This window comes from Myroides odoratus, assembly GCF_001549985.1.
Lineage (GTDB): Bacteria > Bacteroidota > Bacteroidia > Flavobacteriales > Flavobacteriaceae > Flavobacterium > Flavobacterium odoratum_A.
In genome coordinates, this window is record NZ_LROZ01000003.1 from 115193 (window position 1) to 132845 (window position 17653).

General features: G+C 35.5%; 15 protein-coding genes and 1 pseudogene. 9 read left to right on the forward strand and 7 right to left on the reverse strand.

The features are described 5' to 3' along the window. The first annotated feature begins 258 nt into the window (after window positions 1–258). From AWV75_RS19105 to AWV75_RS05055, 8 genes and pseudogenes are all read left to right on the forward strand, one after another. Window positions 259–1221 carry an RHS repeat domain-containing protein gene (locus AWV75_RS19105; RefSeq protein ID WP_262491987.1) on the forward strand — a complete coding sequence of 321 codons (963 nt, stop codon included), beginning with the start codon at window positions 259–261 and terminating at the stop codon, window positions 1219–1221. A 1252-nt stretch (window positions 1222–2473) separates the two neighbouring features. Further along, window positions 2474–2614 (forward strand): annotated as a pseudogene (locus AWV75_RS18680) (RHS repeat-associated core domain-containing protein); the annotation flags it as partial. A gap of 17 nt (window positions 2615–2631) precedes the next feature. Then, entirely contained in the window at window positions 2632–2913 is a 282-nt protein-coding gene (locus tag AWV75_RS05030; RefSeq protein WP_060873341.1) for a hypothetical protein, read from the forward strand. 1 nt (window position 2914) lies between these two features. After that, window positions 2915–3388: a hypothetical protein gene (locus AWV75_RS05035; protein WP_060873342.1), complete on the forward strand. Its 474-nt coding sequence runs from the start codon at window positions 2915–2917 to the stop codon at window positions 3386–3388. Window positions 3389–3658: 270 nt separating this feature from the next. Beyond that, complete coding sequence (locus AWV75_RS05040; protein WP_060873343.1) at window positions 3659–4078, forward strand: nucleoside 2-deoxyribosyltransferase; 420 nt, start codon at window positions 3659–3661, stop codon at window positions 4076–4078. 1 nt (window position 4079) lies between these two features. Then, complete coding sequence (locus tag AWV75_RS05045) at window positions 4080–4724, forward strand: hypothetical protein (protein WP_060873344.1); 645 nt, start codon at window positions 4080–4082, stop codon at window positions 4722–4724. Then, complete coding sequence (locus AWV75_RS05050; RefSeq protein ID WP_060873345.1) at window positions 4721–5743, forward strand: hypothetical protein; 1023 nt, start codon at window positions 4721–4723, stop codon at window positions 5741–5743. Before AWV75_RS05045 ends, AWV75_RS05050 begins: the two co-directional genes overlap by 4 nt. A 70-nt stretch (window positions 5744–5813) precedes the next feature. Next, window positions 5814–6134, forward strand: coding sequence for a rhodanese-like domain-containing protein (locus AWV75_RS05055; RefSeq protein ID WP_060873346.1), 321 nt, complete (start codon window positions 5814–5816; stop codon window positions 6132–6134). A 37-nt stretch (window positions 6135–6171) separates the two neighbouring features. Here the strand turns inward: AWV75_RS05055 and AWV75_RS05060 are convergent, their stop codons facing one another. From AWV75_RS05060 to AWV75_RS05090, 7 genes are all read right to left on the reverse strand, one after another. Then, complete coding sequence (locus tag AWV75_RS05060) at window positions 6172–6396, reverse strand: hypothetical protein (protein ID WP_002985766.1); 225 nt, start codon at window positions 6394–6396, stop codon at window positions 6172–6174. A gap of 165 nt (window positions 6397–6561) precedes the next feature. Further along, entirely contained in the window at window positions 6562–10230 is a 3669-nt protein-coding gene (gene purL, locus AWV75_RS05065) for a phosphoribosylformylglycinamidine synthase (RefSeq protein WP_060873347.1), read from the reverse strand. A gap of 67 nt (window positions 10231–10297) precedes the next feature. Next, a complete protein-coding gene (locus tag AWV75_RS05070; RefSeq protein ID WP_060873348.1) occupies window positions 10298–11782 on the reverse strand; it encodes a hypothetical protein in 1485 nt (494 codons plus the stop codon). 50 nt (window positions 11783–11832) lie between these two features. Then, complete coding sequence (locus AWV75_RS05075; RefSeq protein ID WP_060873349.1) at window positions 11833–12597, reverse strand: glycosyltransferase family 2 protein; 765 nt, start codon at window positions 12595–12597, stop codon at window positions 11833–11835. Between the two features lie 45 nt (window positions 12598–12642). After that, window positions 12643–13392, reverse strand: a complete 750-nt coding sequence (locus tag AWV75_RS05080; protein WP_060873350.1) for a glycosyltransferase family 2 protein — start codon at window positions 13390–13392, stop codon at window positions 12643–12645. Window positions 13393–13449: 57 nt separating this feature from the next. Further along, window positions 13450–15321 (reverse strand): LTA synthase family protein, encoded by a 1872-nt coding sequence (locus AWV75_RS05085; protein ID WP_060873351.1) that lies wholly within the window; start codon window positions 15319–15321, stop codon window positions 13450–13452. 82 nt (window positions 15322–15403) lie between these two features. After that, window positions 15404–16219 (reverse strand): 2,3,4,5-tetrahydropyridine-2,6-dicarboxylate N-succinyltransferase, encoded by an 816-nt coding sequence (locus AWV75_RS05090; RefSeq protein ID WP_060873352.1) that lies wholly within the window; start codon window positions 16217–16219, stop codon window positions 15404–15406. Between the two features lie 373 nt (window positions 16220–16592). Here AWV75_RS05090 and AWV75_RS05095 point away from each other — a divergent pair, with 373 nt between their 5' ends. Then, window positions 16593–17627 (forward strand): hypothetical protein, encoded by a 1035-nt coding sequence (locus tag AWV75_RS05095; RefSeq protein WP_060873353.1) that lies wholly within the window; start codon window positions 16593–16595, stop codon window positions 17625–17627. The last annotated feature ends 26 nt before the right edge of the window (window positions 17628–17653 follow it).

A 17653-nucleotide genomic window follows, 5' to 3' on the forward strand; every position in this document is an offset into this window, starting at 1 on the left:
CTAAAAAATAGCAGTTGGAAGATGAAAAACCAAAGAGAATTGCGATATTTACTTTGTGATTAGCTTAACATAAAAAACAAAAAACGAAGTGAAGCAGTTGTTGAATAAACAGCAAAACACCAAAAAGTTAGCGCATATACAGACGCACATTGAAATACAGTGTAGATAAACCCACTAAAACTGCAAAGGTAAAAGGAAGGACAATGGTACCATAGCGACCATTTAGGCAGTTCTTCTTACCTTACAGACATCAATGGAATACCTACACATTATTATGGTTACCTACCGTTTGGTGAACTGATGGTGGAACACAACAATAGTAATTATGATAATGTGTACAAATTCAATGGTAAAGAGATAGACCCACAAACAGGTTACTACTATTACGGTGCGCGTTATTATGATCCTACAATGAGTATATTTTTGAGTGTGGATCCGTTAGCGGAAGATTTTCCAGGATGGACACCATATCATTATGTACACAATAATCCAATTAATTTGATTGATCCGACGGGTATGAGTGCGGAACAATCAGGAGAGGGAAATCCACGTGGTAATGTTAGAATCGTGCTTAATTTAGGTGGTGGTGCAGATATTAATGATGCCGCAGATCATAGAAAAAAACAAATTGAAAAATCTAATCCATTAGATAAATTAATATACATTACAGATCCTAATTTAGGAAATTTAAAAAAGAATGTTGAAAGTGGTATTGAAAATGCTAAGAAAGAAGGATATGGTAGTACAGTTGAATTTAGTGTTTTTGGCCATAGTGGGGTTGATGGACCTAAAGGTGAATATCAATCAACTAATGCATTAGATTTAAGTAGATTGACAGGAAGTGAATTTGATAAAGGACAAATGTCATTATCAAATTGGGCTAACATTGATTACAATTTTGATTCATCGGCAAGCGTTGCTGCATTTTATGGTTGTAATACAGCAAGTTGGGCAGAAAAGTTTATAGAGAATACAAATGTAAAATATACAGCAGGTATTGCAGGTGGTGCAGGAGGAACTTATTCTACGAAAGGTAACTTTGATAAAACATATAGAAATTTTTTATTTCCGGCATCTGGAGTTTATCTCAGATCTCAAGAAGGAGGACAAGTTTTGCCTTTGTTTTTATATACTAAAGGAAATTATGAAAAGTCTTTAAATGGGGGGAATGTATTGAAAGAAAGATACATATATGGTAATGCTACAATTAATCCAAAGTAAAAATGAGAAAGAAAATATTGTTTTTAATACTTATAGGAGGACTATATTTTACAATAACTTTTATTATGAGTTTTTTTATAAAATTCCCGCCTTTTAATCATGGTTTATCAATTGGTTTTCCAGTTGTATATTATCAGTTTAATGTTTCATCAAATGAAATACAACATGGAATTATAAGAGAAAATCTTTATTTTAATATATTAATCATTGCTGTATTGTATATTATTTTTTATAGATTCTTTAGAAGAAAGTAACTTTTAAATTTCCCCAACCTTCCCAAACGGATCGTTGGGGTTTTGTTATTTAGGGGGGATTGGTTATGAGAAATCGAAACGCAGTTGAGATTCATCGAACACCAAAACAAATGTAAACGTAGTGAGATAAATGAGTTAAGAATTGTCAGAGTAGTCAATTGTGCACTACAAAAGAAACACCCCACCATCGTTACACTATTAAAAAAGGCATCGACATTTTAAACGACAATGGTAAAGTGTTTCAAAAGGTAAAGTACAGCCGAAGACTACAAAAAAGCAACAGTGGTGTAGTAAAAGTAGTAGTTGGGTTTTAGTCCTTTGTTTGCTATAATAGCAAAGAATACTAACGTAATATGCAATTTAAAAGCATACAATTGATTTAAAAAGTGTTTTGCAGTACGTAATCTATCGCAATAAAAGTAAACAGTTGTAGCGTATATTTTAAAAAGTAGTTTATCGTCAGTGGAGTAGTAAAGAGGAGCGCAGTGAGTCGAATGCTAAGACAGTGAGGATAAACAATAGTGTTTTTACAAAGACTACTTTTTTACTTTGGACTAAAGACTGCTACTACAAAGAAGAAAACAGTCAAAGGCAAATCAAAAGATTGTATGCATTTATTTTGACTTCATGAGAGGGATTCTTCTTACCTTACAGACATCAATGGAGTGCCTACGTATTACTTCGGTGCACTTCATGAGGAGAAACCGCAGCAAGAGCAAAATTCATCGAACACCCAAACAAAATAATAACTTGGTGAGATAACTAATGGTGGAACACAATAACAGTAATTACGATAATGTGTACAAATTCAACGATTTCGGAGACTAAAGCGAGTAGCTTTAGTTGAACGAAGGCACGTAGTGCAGAGTTAGATCCACAAATCGAAACGCAGTGGAAATTGAAGCGAAGCTGAGATTTATCGAACACGCAAACAAAATATAAACTAGGTTAGATATATTCACCGAGACCTTTGAAATAAAATAGCTAGAAGGAGGTAAACGGGTTATTACTATTATGGAGCACGTTATTACGATCCAGGAGCGAGTATATTTTTGAGTGTGGATCCGTTATATGAGCAGTTCCCTGCTTGGAATCCGTATCATTATGTACACAACAACCCGATTAATTTAGTGGATCCAAGGATGGAAAAACAATATTGGAATCCAAAATCACTATTTATAAAGGAATTATTGATGATTTAAATTTGAAATATGGAGATGGTTGGGAAGTAACTCGACCTGATAATGGGGGAGTAATACATAGTGGAAAAATTAGTAAAACCCAAAATATGACAGGAACCTTAGGGCATGAATTCATGCATACATTAGACAAAAAATCTTCAAGTACTTTGTTTCCTAATAGTAGCGAAAGAGAGATAGAAAGAAGGCCACGACAATTTTCGGAAATGTTCTATTTTCAAATTTCAAATAAGAAATAATATGAAGAAAATTATATTTTTATTATGCTTATGTTCAATTATTAACATGAGAGCTCAAAATATTGATTCTAAAGTTAAGGAGACGATTTATGCATTTATTTATAAAGGAAATCAATACAATAATAGACTTGATTGGGAGAATAAAGAGCAATTGGATATGCTGATTTATATTGAACCTATACGTTCTAATATTGAAGGAATAGATATTTATTTTTTTAGAGTTACATTAAAACCATTACGAGCATATTTATTAATAAGCCAAAAGAATGAAACGATAGTTATAGGAGAAAAAAATAAAGATATGTTTGAAGAATTGAAAGAATTGTATGATTTTTTAATATGTTCAGAAGAAGACAAATTGAGTTTTCTTCAGTGTGTTTCAAATAATTTGTTTTTTATTTATCGAAATAATTTAGAAGTTGAAAATAGTAATAGAATAAAGGTAAATGGTGAATATATTGAGCATATTAAATAAAAAAGTAATGTTTAAAAATAAAAATATAGCATTGATTATAATAAGATGATGATATTGTGATAATTTAAGCCCCAACTTTCCCAAACGGATCGTTGGGGTTTTTTAGTAAACAGTTTACTGTTAACGGTTGACAGAGGTATTATTCTATGTGAAGAGAATTAAAACTGTATACAGTGAATCGTTTACTGTAAACCCCCGAAAAGAATTAACTTTGCGATAGTTGCGTTTAAAATAAAATCACGCAGATATTAAAATAAATTGGACCAAACCATGAACAGTCAAGTTTATATCTCTTGTAGTTTTGCTTTGAGAAAACTTTTAGTTGAAGAATTAAAAACGATAAAAAGCGTTTTGTTGGCATATGAGTATCAACCGTGGGTATTTGTAGAACACTATACATTTACAGCGCAACAAGAAAAAGAAATGATGCAACAGGCGATGCAAGACATTGAAAATAGTGCATTTTTACTTGCAGAGACTACAGATAAAGGCATTGGTATAGGCATAGAAGCAGGCTATGCTAAAGCGTTAAAGAAACCGGTTGTATATTTGAGAAAACAAAGTGCAGAACACTCTACAACATTAGCTGGATTAAGTGATTATCAAATTATTTATCAAGATGCTGTTGATTTAGCTACACAATTAGAGGAAGTCATTCAAGTGTTGTCACAAAGGCAAGAAAAATTGTAGCATGAAAAAAGAAATTTTAGATCGAATTAGTCAATTAGGAGGTGATGTTAGTCAAGTAAAAGGACAAACAATACTAGAGGATTTGCTGTCTATTACCTTCAATACAGTGTTGTATAAAAGACCCATTGATACGCCTTGGGCTAAAGCGGAGGAAGAAGAACCTATTTGGGGATTAGGTGAATTCATTGAAGAACATCAAGAACTTGTGGATACCAACCGAGAAGCGCTTTATCAAAAAATAAAGGACCAGTTTTACACGCTGACGGAGGAAAGTCATGGACAGACTTTTTGGCAACCGGTACTTTTCACCCCATTTAAAGAGGGAACTACTGATTATAACAATTGGTATGATGGTTATTTTGATGATTATACCTTGGTGGATTTAAGTGAGATTGAGAAAGTAACTGGTAAGCAAAGAGGAGATTTTTTGCAGTTGTTTTACAGCTATGGATTCCCAGATCAATTGTATATTAGTTTAGATGATCCTGAAAAAGAAAATCCAACGGTGTTTGGCACTGATCATGAAGTTTTTTTTGGAGAAATTACCAACGAAGGCTCTTTAGAAGCGTATTTCAATCAATGTATGACTAGGGATGAGCTTATTGAAATAGTAGCAAAGGCGTTAGATAAACAACAAAGCAAATGAAAATACAAGAACTACTGAAGCAGTTAACAGCAAAGGAAAAAGCCCAAATAAAAGCTGTGCAAGTGCGCGAATTAGATGAAGAGGAACCAGGGAATTTTGTTGCGTTTGTCGATGAAGCAGAAGAAACTTATGATGTCCATATTGTGTTAAATGAACAAAGTGTTCAACGCATGACTTGTGATTGTGGATCGACGCAAAACATTTGTGTCCATCAAGGAGCTGTATTACTGCAAATCACTGAAAAAGGATTGAAAGTAGCTCCAACGCAAGTGGTCAAAAAAAGAAGAACAAAGGCGAAACAATCCGTTAGTGAAGCGCTAGTGTTAGAACAAAGTAAAGAAATATTAGCGCAATGGTTGATTGATATTTTTAAGAAAAACAAAACCTTAGAGCAGCAGTTTATCGTTACTTTTTCTCAAGAAAAAAGAGAGTATACCGTCGAATATGTAGAGGAAATTATGCAACAAACCTTTAAGGCTGTAGCGGGAAAACGCAAAACACTAGAAGGAGTAAAGATTAAGAAAATATTAGATACATTGGCGATTGCCTTTGAACCCGTTAACGATTTTATCACGGTCAATATTGATAAACCCATTGCTTATCAACTTTTCTCAACGATTATGAGGGATATGCAAGCCTTTGATAAGCGCATTTCCCATCACAGTAAGAAATTTGCTGATTTCTATCAAGAATATAGTACTTGGTTTGCCTTGACATTGAACAATATGCAAAACCAATCCCACTGGCAAGTGCAGTTGGAACAACTAATGGAGGGAATATTTCTGAGCGATAGCCCAACAAAAACCATTGATTGTGTGTTACTCAAAACGAGCTACGATCATGCAGATGCCAACCAACAGAAAGTCTTTGCTCAGGCTTTGTCAGACTATGTGCTCAAAACATCCCACGCCCGTTATGATTTTAAAATGGACTTTGTGAGTTTTGTTCGCGATGTCACTTTGACGCACGACTGCTACGAAGAGCTGCATGTGTTTTTTAAAGTAAGCGCCTACGAATAACGAATGGTGTAACCTAAGTTACTGTAGGATTGCAAGAGGGAGTTTATCTTCGCTTACAAAATAGAATAACATGTTACAGTGGTTAAAAAACATATTTGGTTCAGCCGAAGCAAAACCTTCTTTAGCAACACTAGTGCAAGAAGGTGCTATATTGATTGACGTACGCACCCAAGGAGAATACCTTAGTGGCAGTGTAAATAAAGCAGTAAATATCCCTTTAGATCAGTTGGTCGCTAAAAGTGGTAGATATAGCCAAGAAACGCCTTTAATTGTCTTTTGCAGAAGCGGTATGCGAAGCCAGCAAGCAAAAAGAGTATTAGAACAGTTGGGCTATCAACATGTATACAATGGAGGGGGAGTTCGTGCGGTGAAGAATCAATTAGATAAATAAACAAAAAACCAACTGGAATTTCAGTTGGTTTTTTTGTTTATTCTTCTTTCTCGTCTGAGAAATATTGATTGTAAATTTTGATACTGTCAATAGGATCAGGCATACCCATGGGAGCATTGTCACGCTCATATTTCTCAATTAGAATTTGTAATACCTCTAGTTCATCTACAGTATCTTTATTTTGTGGACTACTTTCTAATAGTTGTACTTTGATCATAGCCATGTGGTAATCTTCTTCCGTACGAATAGGTCTTAATTTCATAATACTATAATTTATTGCACTTTTTGGTTGAATCAAGGCTAGTATATTCCTGCCTTTCCTATAAAACTACACCTTTTTTTTGATTAAAGCGCTTGATTGATTGCTAATTACTGTTAAGAACCATAAAAAAAGCCTTCGGTTACGAAGGCTTTTTTTTGTATAGTATTATTTTGTTTGATTTGCTTCAATCCATTGACGTGCATTAACGAAAGCTTCCATCCAAGGAGAAACTTCGTCTTTGCGTCCTTCTGGGTAATTCGCCCAATGCCATTGGAATAATGAACGCTCAATATGAGGCATCATAACCAAGTGACGTCCTGTATTGTCACACATCATTGCTGTATTGTAATCGGAACCATTTGGATTTGCAGGATAGCTATCGTAAGCGTATTTTGCTACAATATTATAGTTGCTTTCTGCTTCTGGTAAGTTGAATTTACCTTCACCATGTGAAATCCAAACCCCTAAGGTACTACCGGCTAAGGTAGATAACATGATTGAGTTATTCTCTTGAATGGTAACGGAAGTAAAGTTACTTTCGTGTTTTTGAGAATCATTGTGTAACATTTTTCCATGAACAGCATGTTCTGGATTAATTAACTCCAATTCCATAAACAATTGACAACCATTACAAATACCTACGGATAAGGTATCTTGACGAGCAAAGAAGTTTTTCAGTGCTGTATTTGCTTTTTCATTGTACATGAACGCACCAGCCCATCCTTTTGCCGATCCTAATACGTCAGAGTTAGAGAAACCTCCAACAGCTCCGATGAATTGAATATCTTCTAATGTTTCGCGACCTGAAATTAAATCCGTCATGTGAACGTCTTTCACATCAAATCCAGCTAAGAACATAGCGTTGGCAACTTCTCTTTCAGAGTTACTTCCTTTTTCGCGGATAATCGCTGCTTTTGGGCGTGGTTTAGACGCATCGATAGCTGGTTTCTTTCCATCAAATTGCGATGGGAAAGCAAATTGTAACGGCTGGTTTTTATAGTTGTTAAAGCGTTCAGTTGCTTTGTTGTTTTTGGTTTGTTTTTGATCCAATAAATACGACGTTTTATACCACGTATCGCGGATTGCAGGAACACTATAGTTAAAGCTGTCATTTCCGTTTTGGAAGGATACGGTCTCTTCCGCTATAACCGTTCCGATTTTAGTTGCTTCAACACCTGCTGTGTTCATTGCTTTTTCGAACGTTTCGTCGTTTTTCGCTTGAATCACTAAACCAATATTTTCATTGAAAAGAACTTTTACTGTATCTTTTTCATTTAAAGCAGTTAAGTCATAACGTGCTCCTAAGTTGATATCAGCAAACGTCATTTCTAAAAGTGTAGTGATTAATCCACCACTTCCAATATCATGACCTGCAGCAATTTGGTTGTCTTCTACTAGAGTTTGAACAGCATTGAATGCTTTTTTGAAGTAAGCAGCATCTTGAATTGTAGGTACTTCGTGTCCAATTTTATTTAAAATCTGAGCAAATGATGAACCTCCTAATTTAAAACTATCTTGTGATAAACGGATATAGTAGATAGAACCTGCATTTTTCTTTAATGTTGGCTCAACAATTTTCGTAATATCCGTGCAGTTTGCCGCAGCAGAAATAATCACTGTTCCAGGAGCAATTACCTCGTCATTAGGGTATTTTTGCTTCATGGATAAGGAGTCTTTCCCTGTTGGGATGTTGATTCCTAATTCAATAGCGAAATCTGAACAAGCTTGTACAGCTTCGTATAAACGAGCATCTTCTCCTGGGTTATTACAAGCCCACATCCAGTTTGCAGATAAAGAAATCCCTTTCATTTGGTCTTTTAATGGAGCCCAAACAATATTAGATAACGCTTCTGCAATCGCATTTCTACTTCCTGCAGTAGGATCAACTAAAGCAACAACAGGAGCATGTCCTACTGTTGTAGCAATTCCTTCTTTTCCTTTATAATCAAGAGCCATAGCTCCTAAGTTATTCAACGGTAATTGTAAAGGACCTGTACATTGTTGTTTAGCCACACGACCACCCACACAACGATCCACTTTATTTGTTAACCAATCTTTAGAAGCAACAGCCTCTAGTTGTAATAATTGATTTAAATAGGTATCCACATTTTCAACAGCATAATCTAAATCAGCATAGATGCGCTCGATCGTTTGATCTGCCATAATTGTTTTTGGAGAACTACCAAACATCTCTTCAATGGCAAAATCCATTGGTTTAGCTCCTGTTTTTGCAGATTCAATCGTAAAGCGATGATCGTTAGTGATTTCACCAACTGTATACATAGGTGCACGTTCTCTTTCTGCAATGCGCTCTAACGTATCCATATCTTTTTTACCAATCACCAATCCCATTCTTTCTTGAGATTCATTTCCGATTGTTTCTTTAGCAGAAAGCGTTGGATCTCCAATAGGCAGCTGATCTAAATTGATATGTCCTCCTGTTTCTTCTACTAATTCAGATAAACAGTTTAAGTGTCCACCTGCACCGTGATCGTGAATCGATACAATAGGGTTGTGGTCCGCTTCAACTAAACCGCGAATCGCGTTCGCTGCACGTTTTTGCATTTCAGGGTTTGAACGTTGAATCGCATTCAATTCAATTCCAGATCCGAAAGCTCCCGTATTTGCAGAAGAAACTGCTGCTCCTCCCATACCAATGCGGTAGTTTTCACCCCCTAAGATAACTACTTGATCTCCTTGTTCAGGTTTGTGTTTTTTGGCTTGATCTAACTTTCCGTATCCGATACCACCCGCTTGCATAATCACTTTATCAAAACCAAGTTTGCGTGCGTCTTCTTCGTGCTCGAAAGTTAAAATAGACCCCGTAATTAACGGTTGTCCGAATTTATTTCCAAAATCAGAAGCTCCATTAGAAGCTTTGATTAAAATATCAATTGGAGTTTGGTATAACCAAGCTCTTTCATCCATGGCTTTTTCCCAAGGACGGTTTTCTTCTAAACGAGAATAAGAAGTCATGTAAATCGCAGTACCCGCTAAAGGCAATGATCCTTGTCCTCCTGCTAAACGGTCGCGAATTTCTCCTCCAGAACCTGTAGCTGCACCATTGAATGGCTCTACCGTTGTAGGGAAGTTATGCGTTTCTGCTTTTAATGAAATAACAGAATCAAATTCTTTTTCTGCATAAAAATCGGGTTTGTCCGCTGATAGAGGAGCAAACTGAGTCACACGTGGTCCTTTTACAAAAGCCACATTATCTTTATAAGCAGAAACAATATCGTTTGGATGAGTCTCTGAAGTCTTCTTGATTAATTTGAATAAAGAAGTTGGTTTTTCTTCTCCATCAATTACAAATGTTCCATTAAATATCTTATGACGACAATGCTCAGAATTTACTTGTGAGAAACCGAAAACCTCCGAATCCGTTAGTTTGCGTCCTATTTTTTGAGCTAAGTTTTCTAAATAGGTAATCTCTTCTTCGTTTAGTGCTAATCCTTCTTCTTGATTGTATTTCGCAATATCTTCAATGTAAATGATTGGCTCAGGTTGAATGTTAATCGCAAAAATATCTTGATCTAACAATTCAAACACTTGTGATAACATCGGATCAAATGCTTCTTGGTTAGCCTCTAAAAATTCTTCAATGCGAATAATTCCATTAATCCCCATGTTTTGCGTGATTTCAACCGCATTGGTACTCCAAGGCGTAATCATAGTCGCACGTGGACCGATAAATTGACGGTTAATTACTTTTTGATCTAGGTGCTTAGCGTTGCCAAAAAGCCAATTTAGTTTTTGAATATCTTCAATAGATAAAGCGTTCTCCACCTGAACAGCGTAGAACTTTTTCGAAGGGTTTTCGAAGAAATAAATCATTGCGATAAGATTATTTTAGTTGTTGTTGTAAGATGCAAAAATATACTAAAAAAAGACAATTAAAAAATTATTCTTTTGTAGTTTCAATATGTTGATAAGCACCTAAATCGGCTGACTGACGACGGTCTTTTCCGTCGATATCACGCGGAATACTACGTGCAATTTCTTTATCGCCCTTGTCAATTAAGTGTGTCATCTGACTAGAGTAGTAGAAGAGATTCTTTTTAGGGTCGAAAAAATCAATAGACGCCGAAGAAGGAGTATCCATTAGAATCGTATTGAAATACATGGATTCATTGGCATAATTGTAAACAGAAACACTGTTGTTTCGTTTACTGGTATCTTTTAATGCACTTGATTCAAAGCGAATATTTGCTGTTTCTTCGAGTGGAAGAATAAAACTTTGTGCAATCGAGGCATGTAAAATACTATTTTGGATAGTTAAACGCTCAAAAGGAGTTGCGGTATTGTTGGCAATAAGCAACGCCGTTTGATCGGGACGGAGTCCTGTATTGCTAAATGTACAGTGTTGGAATACATAATTTCCACCGTTGCGCAGGACAACCGCTGAATTTTGCGTGTTAGCAGCAACAATATTTTGTCCCAGAACACGAGAGTTTATCGCCACTAAAGAAGAGTATAGGTGATTGAATAATTTGACGTTACGTAGCGTGAAATCCGTTGCTTGTTCAAGATACAAACCAATTTTAGCATGGGTTATGGTCACGTGATTCAACACACTTGGACCTGGGTTTTGTAAGCGAATTCCTGACCATTGACCGGCAGTATAGTCATAAGCAGGTTCCAAACGATCATTGCGCATGATGATGGGGTCCTCTAATGTTCCTTCTGCTTGGATTGCACTGCCTGGTAAGCCAATAATTCCAGAATTTTCATGAAAATAGAGTTGCGTCCCTTTTTTTAGAATTAAGGTTTGATTTTCAGGAATAAAAGCATAACCATAAATTACATACGGTTTCGTGTTATCTAGGGTTAATGTATTTCGAACATGTACATTAGAATCACCCAAATAAAACCCTTCAACCGTGGTTTGATTGTCTAGTTGAACCGTGTGTAATACTTGTTTCTCCACTTTTCCAGGATGTAAAAAATAAGCATCCTTGATTAGGGTTACAAGTGCTATACTTTGTGGTTGTGTCGACCCGAGTAAGCGAATTTGATCGGTATAAATAAAATCTTTGGTTTGAGTATCTGCTTTACCTAAGGTATGAACAAAAACGTATAAGCTGTCTTTAGGGAGTAGTTCAACATTGGAAAATTGTTTGCCCGACACTCCTTCAATCAATAAATTAAAATAAGACTGCTCTCCTTTACCTAATGTTAATTGTGGAATTTTGATGTTTTTATTGCTCGTATTGTAGATTTTTACCAAATAAGAACTAGACTGTGTTTCTGTAAAAACAGGATCTAAGAATACCGTATCAGCAGAAAAGCGCAAAGGTTGAGTATTGGGTTCAAAATCCATGTCTGTTCGGCAACTGACGATGCTAAACAAGGCGATAAAGAACATAATAAACCTGAGTGTATTCATAGCTGATGTTTAAAGGTAAATGTAGTAAAAATAACGAGACATGGAACAGGCTAATTGTTAATGTTGTTTCGCAACATCCAGAGTTTTACATAGCGTAAAAACGTAGCATATGCATTCAATGAAGAGAGAATTAGTCCAGGTATACCATCTCTAAATCCTTGTTTTAAGATATAATGCTTGAGAAAGCGCATCCCTGGTTTGAAAATGAAATGATATCCCGTTAGTTTTCCTGTTTTCTTGTCGTAATCTTCGGCTTGTAAACTAGCATATCGACTCAATTTAGCAATGTGAAAATCAAACCCTCTATAGGTGTTGTGATACAGTTTAGCTGATAAAAAACCAAGGGTACCATTAACTTGTAAACACTCGTGAACTCGATTGGTATAACTGGAAACGCTTTTTTTAAACAAACGAATAACTTTGTCATTTTGATATCCCGAATAGTTTATTTCTCGATTGAAAAAGAAGTTTTTTCGATATACCCAATAGGCATCGTATGTATCTAATGTATGCTGTTCTTGTAAGGTTGTAATTTCTTGCTTCAATTCTGGAGTCAATTGTTCATCTGCATCGAGTAAGAGAATCCATTCCGTCGGCATTTGTGCAATTGCCCAATTCTTCTGATCAGAGTAATTGTCAAATTCTCTTACAAGTACTTTTGCTCCAAGTTCTTGTGCGATTTCGGTCGTTTTGTCTGTACTGAAAGAATCTACAATATAAACCTCGTCCACTAAATTTTTAGCAGATAAAATGCATGCTCTAATATTTGACTCTTCATTCTTGGTGGGAATTAAAAGAGTTATCTTCTTTTTCATAAATACGTTGACACAATTTAGTTTGTTTTCTGAAAAAATAGGCTTTTAGCTTTTGGATTTATGTAAACGAATTAGTTTTACATATTTCATAAACGAAAAGAATGATTGTATTATTGCAAAAGCCAAGCCATCTATGCCATTCAAGATTCCTTTTTTGAAAAAATAACATCTTACAAAGGCTACTGTACCATTTAATACTGGTTTGAATGAGGAAACTTTTTTTCCTTTTTCAAATAATTGTTGGGCTGCCCAAGTCGAATATTGGTTCTTTTTATCAATTACTTGTTTGTAATTCTGCCAACCATAATGAAGAATGTGTACAGGCTCACTTTTCTCATGAGTAGTCACAATATATTGATGGGTAATATCAGCAGAAGGTCCAGCTGTTTTCTTATTAAAAAAACGAACTTTTGAATCTGGATACCAACCTGAGAAATTGATTAATTTATCACCTAAAAAATTTTTAACTCGGAACTTATAGCCATCATAAGGACTATTCTCATATTCTTTCTTTTGAATAAAAGCCAGTGCATCTACGTCTAGAAATTCATCCGCATCTAAATTCATAATCCAATCGTGTTTACAGAATTGTAAACCGTGGGTGCGTTGCGGTCCATCTCCTAAAAAGGCTTGAAGGTGAACTTGTGCTCCTTTACTTTCAGCAATTGCTACTGTATTGTCAGTACTATTCGAATCAATGATGATTACTTCATCACAGTATTGAAATAAAGCATCAATACACTTGCCTATATTTTTTTCTTCATTAAATGTAATTACTAATCCACTGATAGCCATGGTATACTGTATTTTGTAACTTTAAATTGTTTGATAACTGTTGTAAAGATGCTAAAATTATAGCTTTTTTTTAACAATTAGTTGATTGTTTTTTACTCGTGAATTAAAAGTTTGTATATAAGCTTTTAAGAAACGTTCCATTTCTTTTACTTTTTCAGGGTTTTTGGTAAGCAGATTGTCTTTTAATTCAGGATCAATTTTCCAATTGTAAAGGCCTAAACTTTTGGTTCCATCAAAGGCAAGGTAGTAATCTCCTTCCTCATAGTTGTAAATATTGTTTAAATAACTGATGGCAAAGTCACGATCGGACTGATAAGATTTACCAAAAGAAACTACTTCTGTATTGATTTGCAAATAATCCATTAAACTTGGAAGGATGTCAATTTGCTGAAAGTTACGTTCGATTTTTGCTACTGGTATACGCTCATCTCCAGGGGCAAAGAATAAAATCGGAATTCTAAATTTACCTACATTGGTTTTCCATTTTTCTTCCTGTGCATCTGAAGAGGTGTGATCGGCTACAACAATAAAAAGAGTATTGTTATACCAAGCTTTGGTTTTTGCTGTTTTAAAAAATTGTTGCAGGGCGTAATCTGCATAGGCAATTGATTCGTGTATTGCGGCAGTGCCTTTAGGAAATTTTCCTTTGTATCGCTCTGGAATAGTATAGGGATTATGTGAAGAAATGGTAAATAGCGTAGAGAAAAATGGAGTTTGGAACCCATCTAGTTTTTGAGCGAAAAATTGCAAGAATTCTTCATCAAAAATCCCCCAAGAACCATCAAAAGCTTCGGGTCCTTCGTATTCATTTTTTCCATAATATTCTTTAAAACCAGCGACTGTTGAGTATTGGTCAAAGTTTTGACTTCCGTTAAATGCTCCATGGAAAAAAGCAGTGTGATAGCCTTGGTCATTGAGGATTTTTGGTAGAGGATAAATGTCATTTAAAGCATAACTTGACGTAATATACGTGCGATCCATTAAGCTAGGCACACTTGAAATAGAGGAAGGAACAGCATCAATTGAAACTTTTCCATTAGCAAATCCATTTTCAAAAAAATAGCTATTTTGAGCCAAAGAATCCATAAAAGGAGTTAAGCCTCTGTGCATGTTTTCGCGCCCAAAGCTTTCGACAATTAATAAAACAACATTCTTTTTGTTGATGGAGTCATATTGAAATACCTGTACAGGATTAAAAATAGAAAGTAATTCTTCCTCACTGTAAAAATTATAATCGGGTAAAGTCTCTTTTTTTCCCATCGTTTTCAAGACAGAGAATGGGGTGTTTAATACCAAGGCGGTATTTTTCATTCCTCCATATCCTGCTGCATCAACTAAGCGAATGGGTTTGGGTTGGAATCCACCACGCCCTAATAGAAGTAAAACGCCCAAAACTAAAACGAGGGTAAGAACTTGTGGAAAGTTAAAACGTGAATCGTGTATTTTGTAGTCTATTTTTCTGTATATCAGCCAGAAAAAAACAAAAGAACCCAACATGAAAAGCGGAATCCACCAATAATCTACAATGAAATTTTTTAGCAAACCAGGCAATTCGTTTTCCATACCAGAAGCCGTGATAAAGGCATATGAACTGCGTCTGCCAATAAAACGGAAGTATTCATAATCCACGAAATTTAAGCATAGAATAAAAATATTGACAAGGTAAAAACTGTAAAATAAAAACGTCTGATACCCCTTTTTGGTTTGAAACTTACCTGGCCAAAGATGTAAAAGTGCAAAAGCAAGATTAATAAAGCCCAAAGCGGCGAGATCAAAGCGAATACCACCCCAAATGACTTTAGCATCAAAAGGATCTAATAAATGGTTGTTATACCAATAAAATCCCAGTCTACACAATTGATAGAAAGCAAAAATGAGTAAGAAACGCAACGTAAAAACCTTGAGGTTTTTAGAAAATATTTTAGTCATAAAATAATCGTGTAATTTTAAAGCGAAATTACCACAGCCAATGTATGGACTGTGGTAATCGTATTAGTTGTATTGCATGGTATTAAACAGCAACATTGTATTCTCTTAAAGCATCGTTTAACGATGTTTTTAAATCTGTAGAAGGTTTTCGTTTTCCAATAATTAACGCACAAGGTACTTGATATTCTCCTGCTGGAAATTGCTTGGTATAAGAACCAGGGATAACAACAGATCGCTCAGGAACGTACCCTTTGATTTCTACAGGAGTTTCTCCTGTCACATCAATAATTTTCGTAGATGCAGTTAAGACTACATTGGCACCTAAAACCGCTTCTTTTCCTACGCGAACACCTTCAACAACAATACAACGTGAGCCAATAAATGCATGATCTTCAATAATAACTGGAGCCGCTTGTAAAGGTTCTAATACACCTCCAATACCCACACCTCCAGAAAGGTGAACGTGTTTGCCAATTTGAGCACAAGATCCTACGGTTGCCCATGTATCTACCATGGTTCCTTCATCTACATAAGCGCCGATATTAACATACGAAGGCATTAAAATAACACCCGATGAAATATAAGCCCCATGACGAGCAACAGCATTAGGCACCACGCGAATTCCCTTTGCTGCATAATTTCGCTTTAAAGGCATTTTATCGTGATACTCGAAAATTCCTACCTCAAACGTTTCCATTTTTTGAATCGGAAAGTATAAAACAACCGCTTTTTTTACCCATTCATTAACTTGCCATCCTTCTGCCGTAGGTTCTGCAACGCGTAATTTACCTTGATCAACCGCATCGATTACTTCGCGGATTGCGTCTTGTGTATCTTGATGTTGAAGTAAGGAACGATCATTCCATGCCGTTTCAATAATGTGTTGTAGCTGATTCATTATTCGGTTGTTTTGAGATTAAAAATAACTTTGAATTGTCTTGCGATAATCCTTGTACTCGTTTGTTTTTTAGTCTTTACTCTTCTTTTGATGAAGTAAAATAAAAATCTGATACGTTCTATCATATTGGCAGATACAACAACTGATTTTTGTACTGAAAAACAGCTACAAATATAAGTATAAATGTTTAGAAAAATTAAGCGGAAATGAAGGAAATCAGGTAAAAATCAAAGGCGAATATATAACAAGAAAGGGCGAGAAGAGGGTGAGAGGATGAGGCGATGAGATTTAGGTGTTTGATAGTAAAAAATTGGATGACTTATATTTTACCTTTACTTTTACAAAAAAATGTTAAAAAGAGAAAAGATTGGGTATGCAAATAAAAAAAATAGGCTTTGGACTAGCAGCTTTACTATTGTTAGGGTATGTATTTATTTGGAGCAAATATGATTGGATGTATGAGGAATATGACCCCAAAAAAGCGGAAGAACTTTTTGCGTCTAAAAAAATAAGAACTCCAGTCTACGATACTTTGAGCGTGAATAATTTTAAAATAGGGTATTTGAGCAATAAGCGATATAACTATGTAGAGGGATACGATTATTTAGGGGGTGTACGAAATCCTTACTTAATTTTAGTGCCGCGCAATGGAGATAATATTACTAGTTTGTTGCCTTATTTTCTAGATGAAGAATTGACCCATAATTTTCATCTTATTGCCATCGATCGCATTGGATTTGGTGGAAGTAAGGTAGGGAAGAATGCCCAAGGTGAACCTTATGGATACTATGATTCAAAAGAAGCGTTTGAAGAAAATGCGATTTATGCTACAACTTCGATGTTGGATCGAATTACAGACCATGAAGGAAAACACCTCGATGAAGGGCGTTTTATCTTGGGTGGACCTACAGCAGCTATGGGGTTAGGTGCTGCGTATGCCGCTTATTTGTCTTCCGATAAATTTTTGATGGTGGATGCAACTCTTACCGAGCGATTCTTTTTCAGTCAATGGTACAGCCAATTTGTGGTGAGTGGGATAGGACGTGCAATTTTCCCAGCCAATTACGTGAGTAAGCAGTGGGATTTATTGTTCAATGATCGGGTCTTAGCTCAGCATAAAGAACCTTGGTTAGAAGGGGTAAAGTATACCGAAAATACCGAAAATGAAAATGAATATAGCATGTATAAAGGCGCCTCAGAAGCTGGCATGGGAAAAATTTTATTTTTTAAAGGTTTGAGTCAATCCGATAAGGAGGAAATAAAAGAGCTAACCGATGAAAAAGCATGGGAAGCTAAAGATCGTGCAGTAGATTTATATGCTCCTGAAGAGGTGATGAAAGTGTTGAAAGAAATGGATGTCTATACGTTAAACTTTAATCGATTGGATCGATGGAAAACGACGGAATAGGATGAAGTGATAAATAATAGCCAACT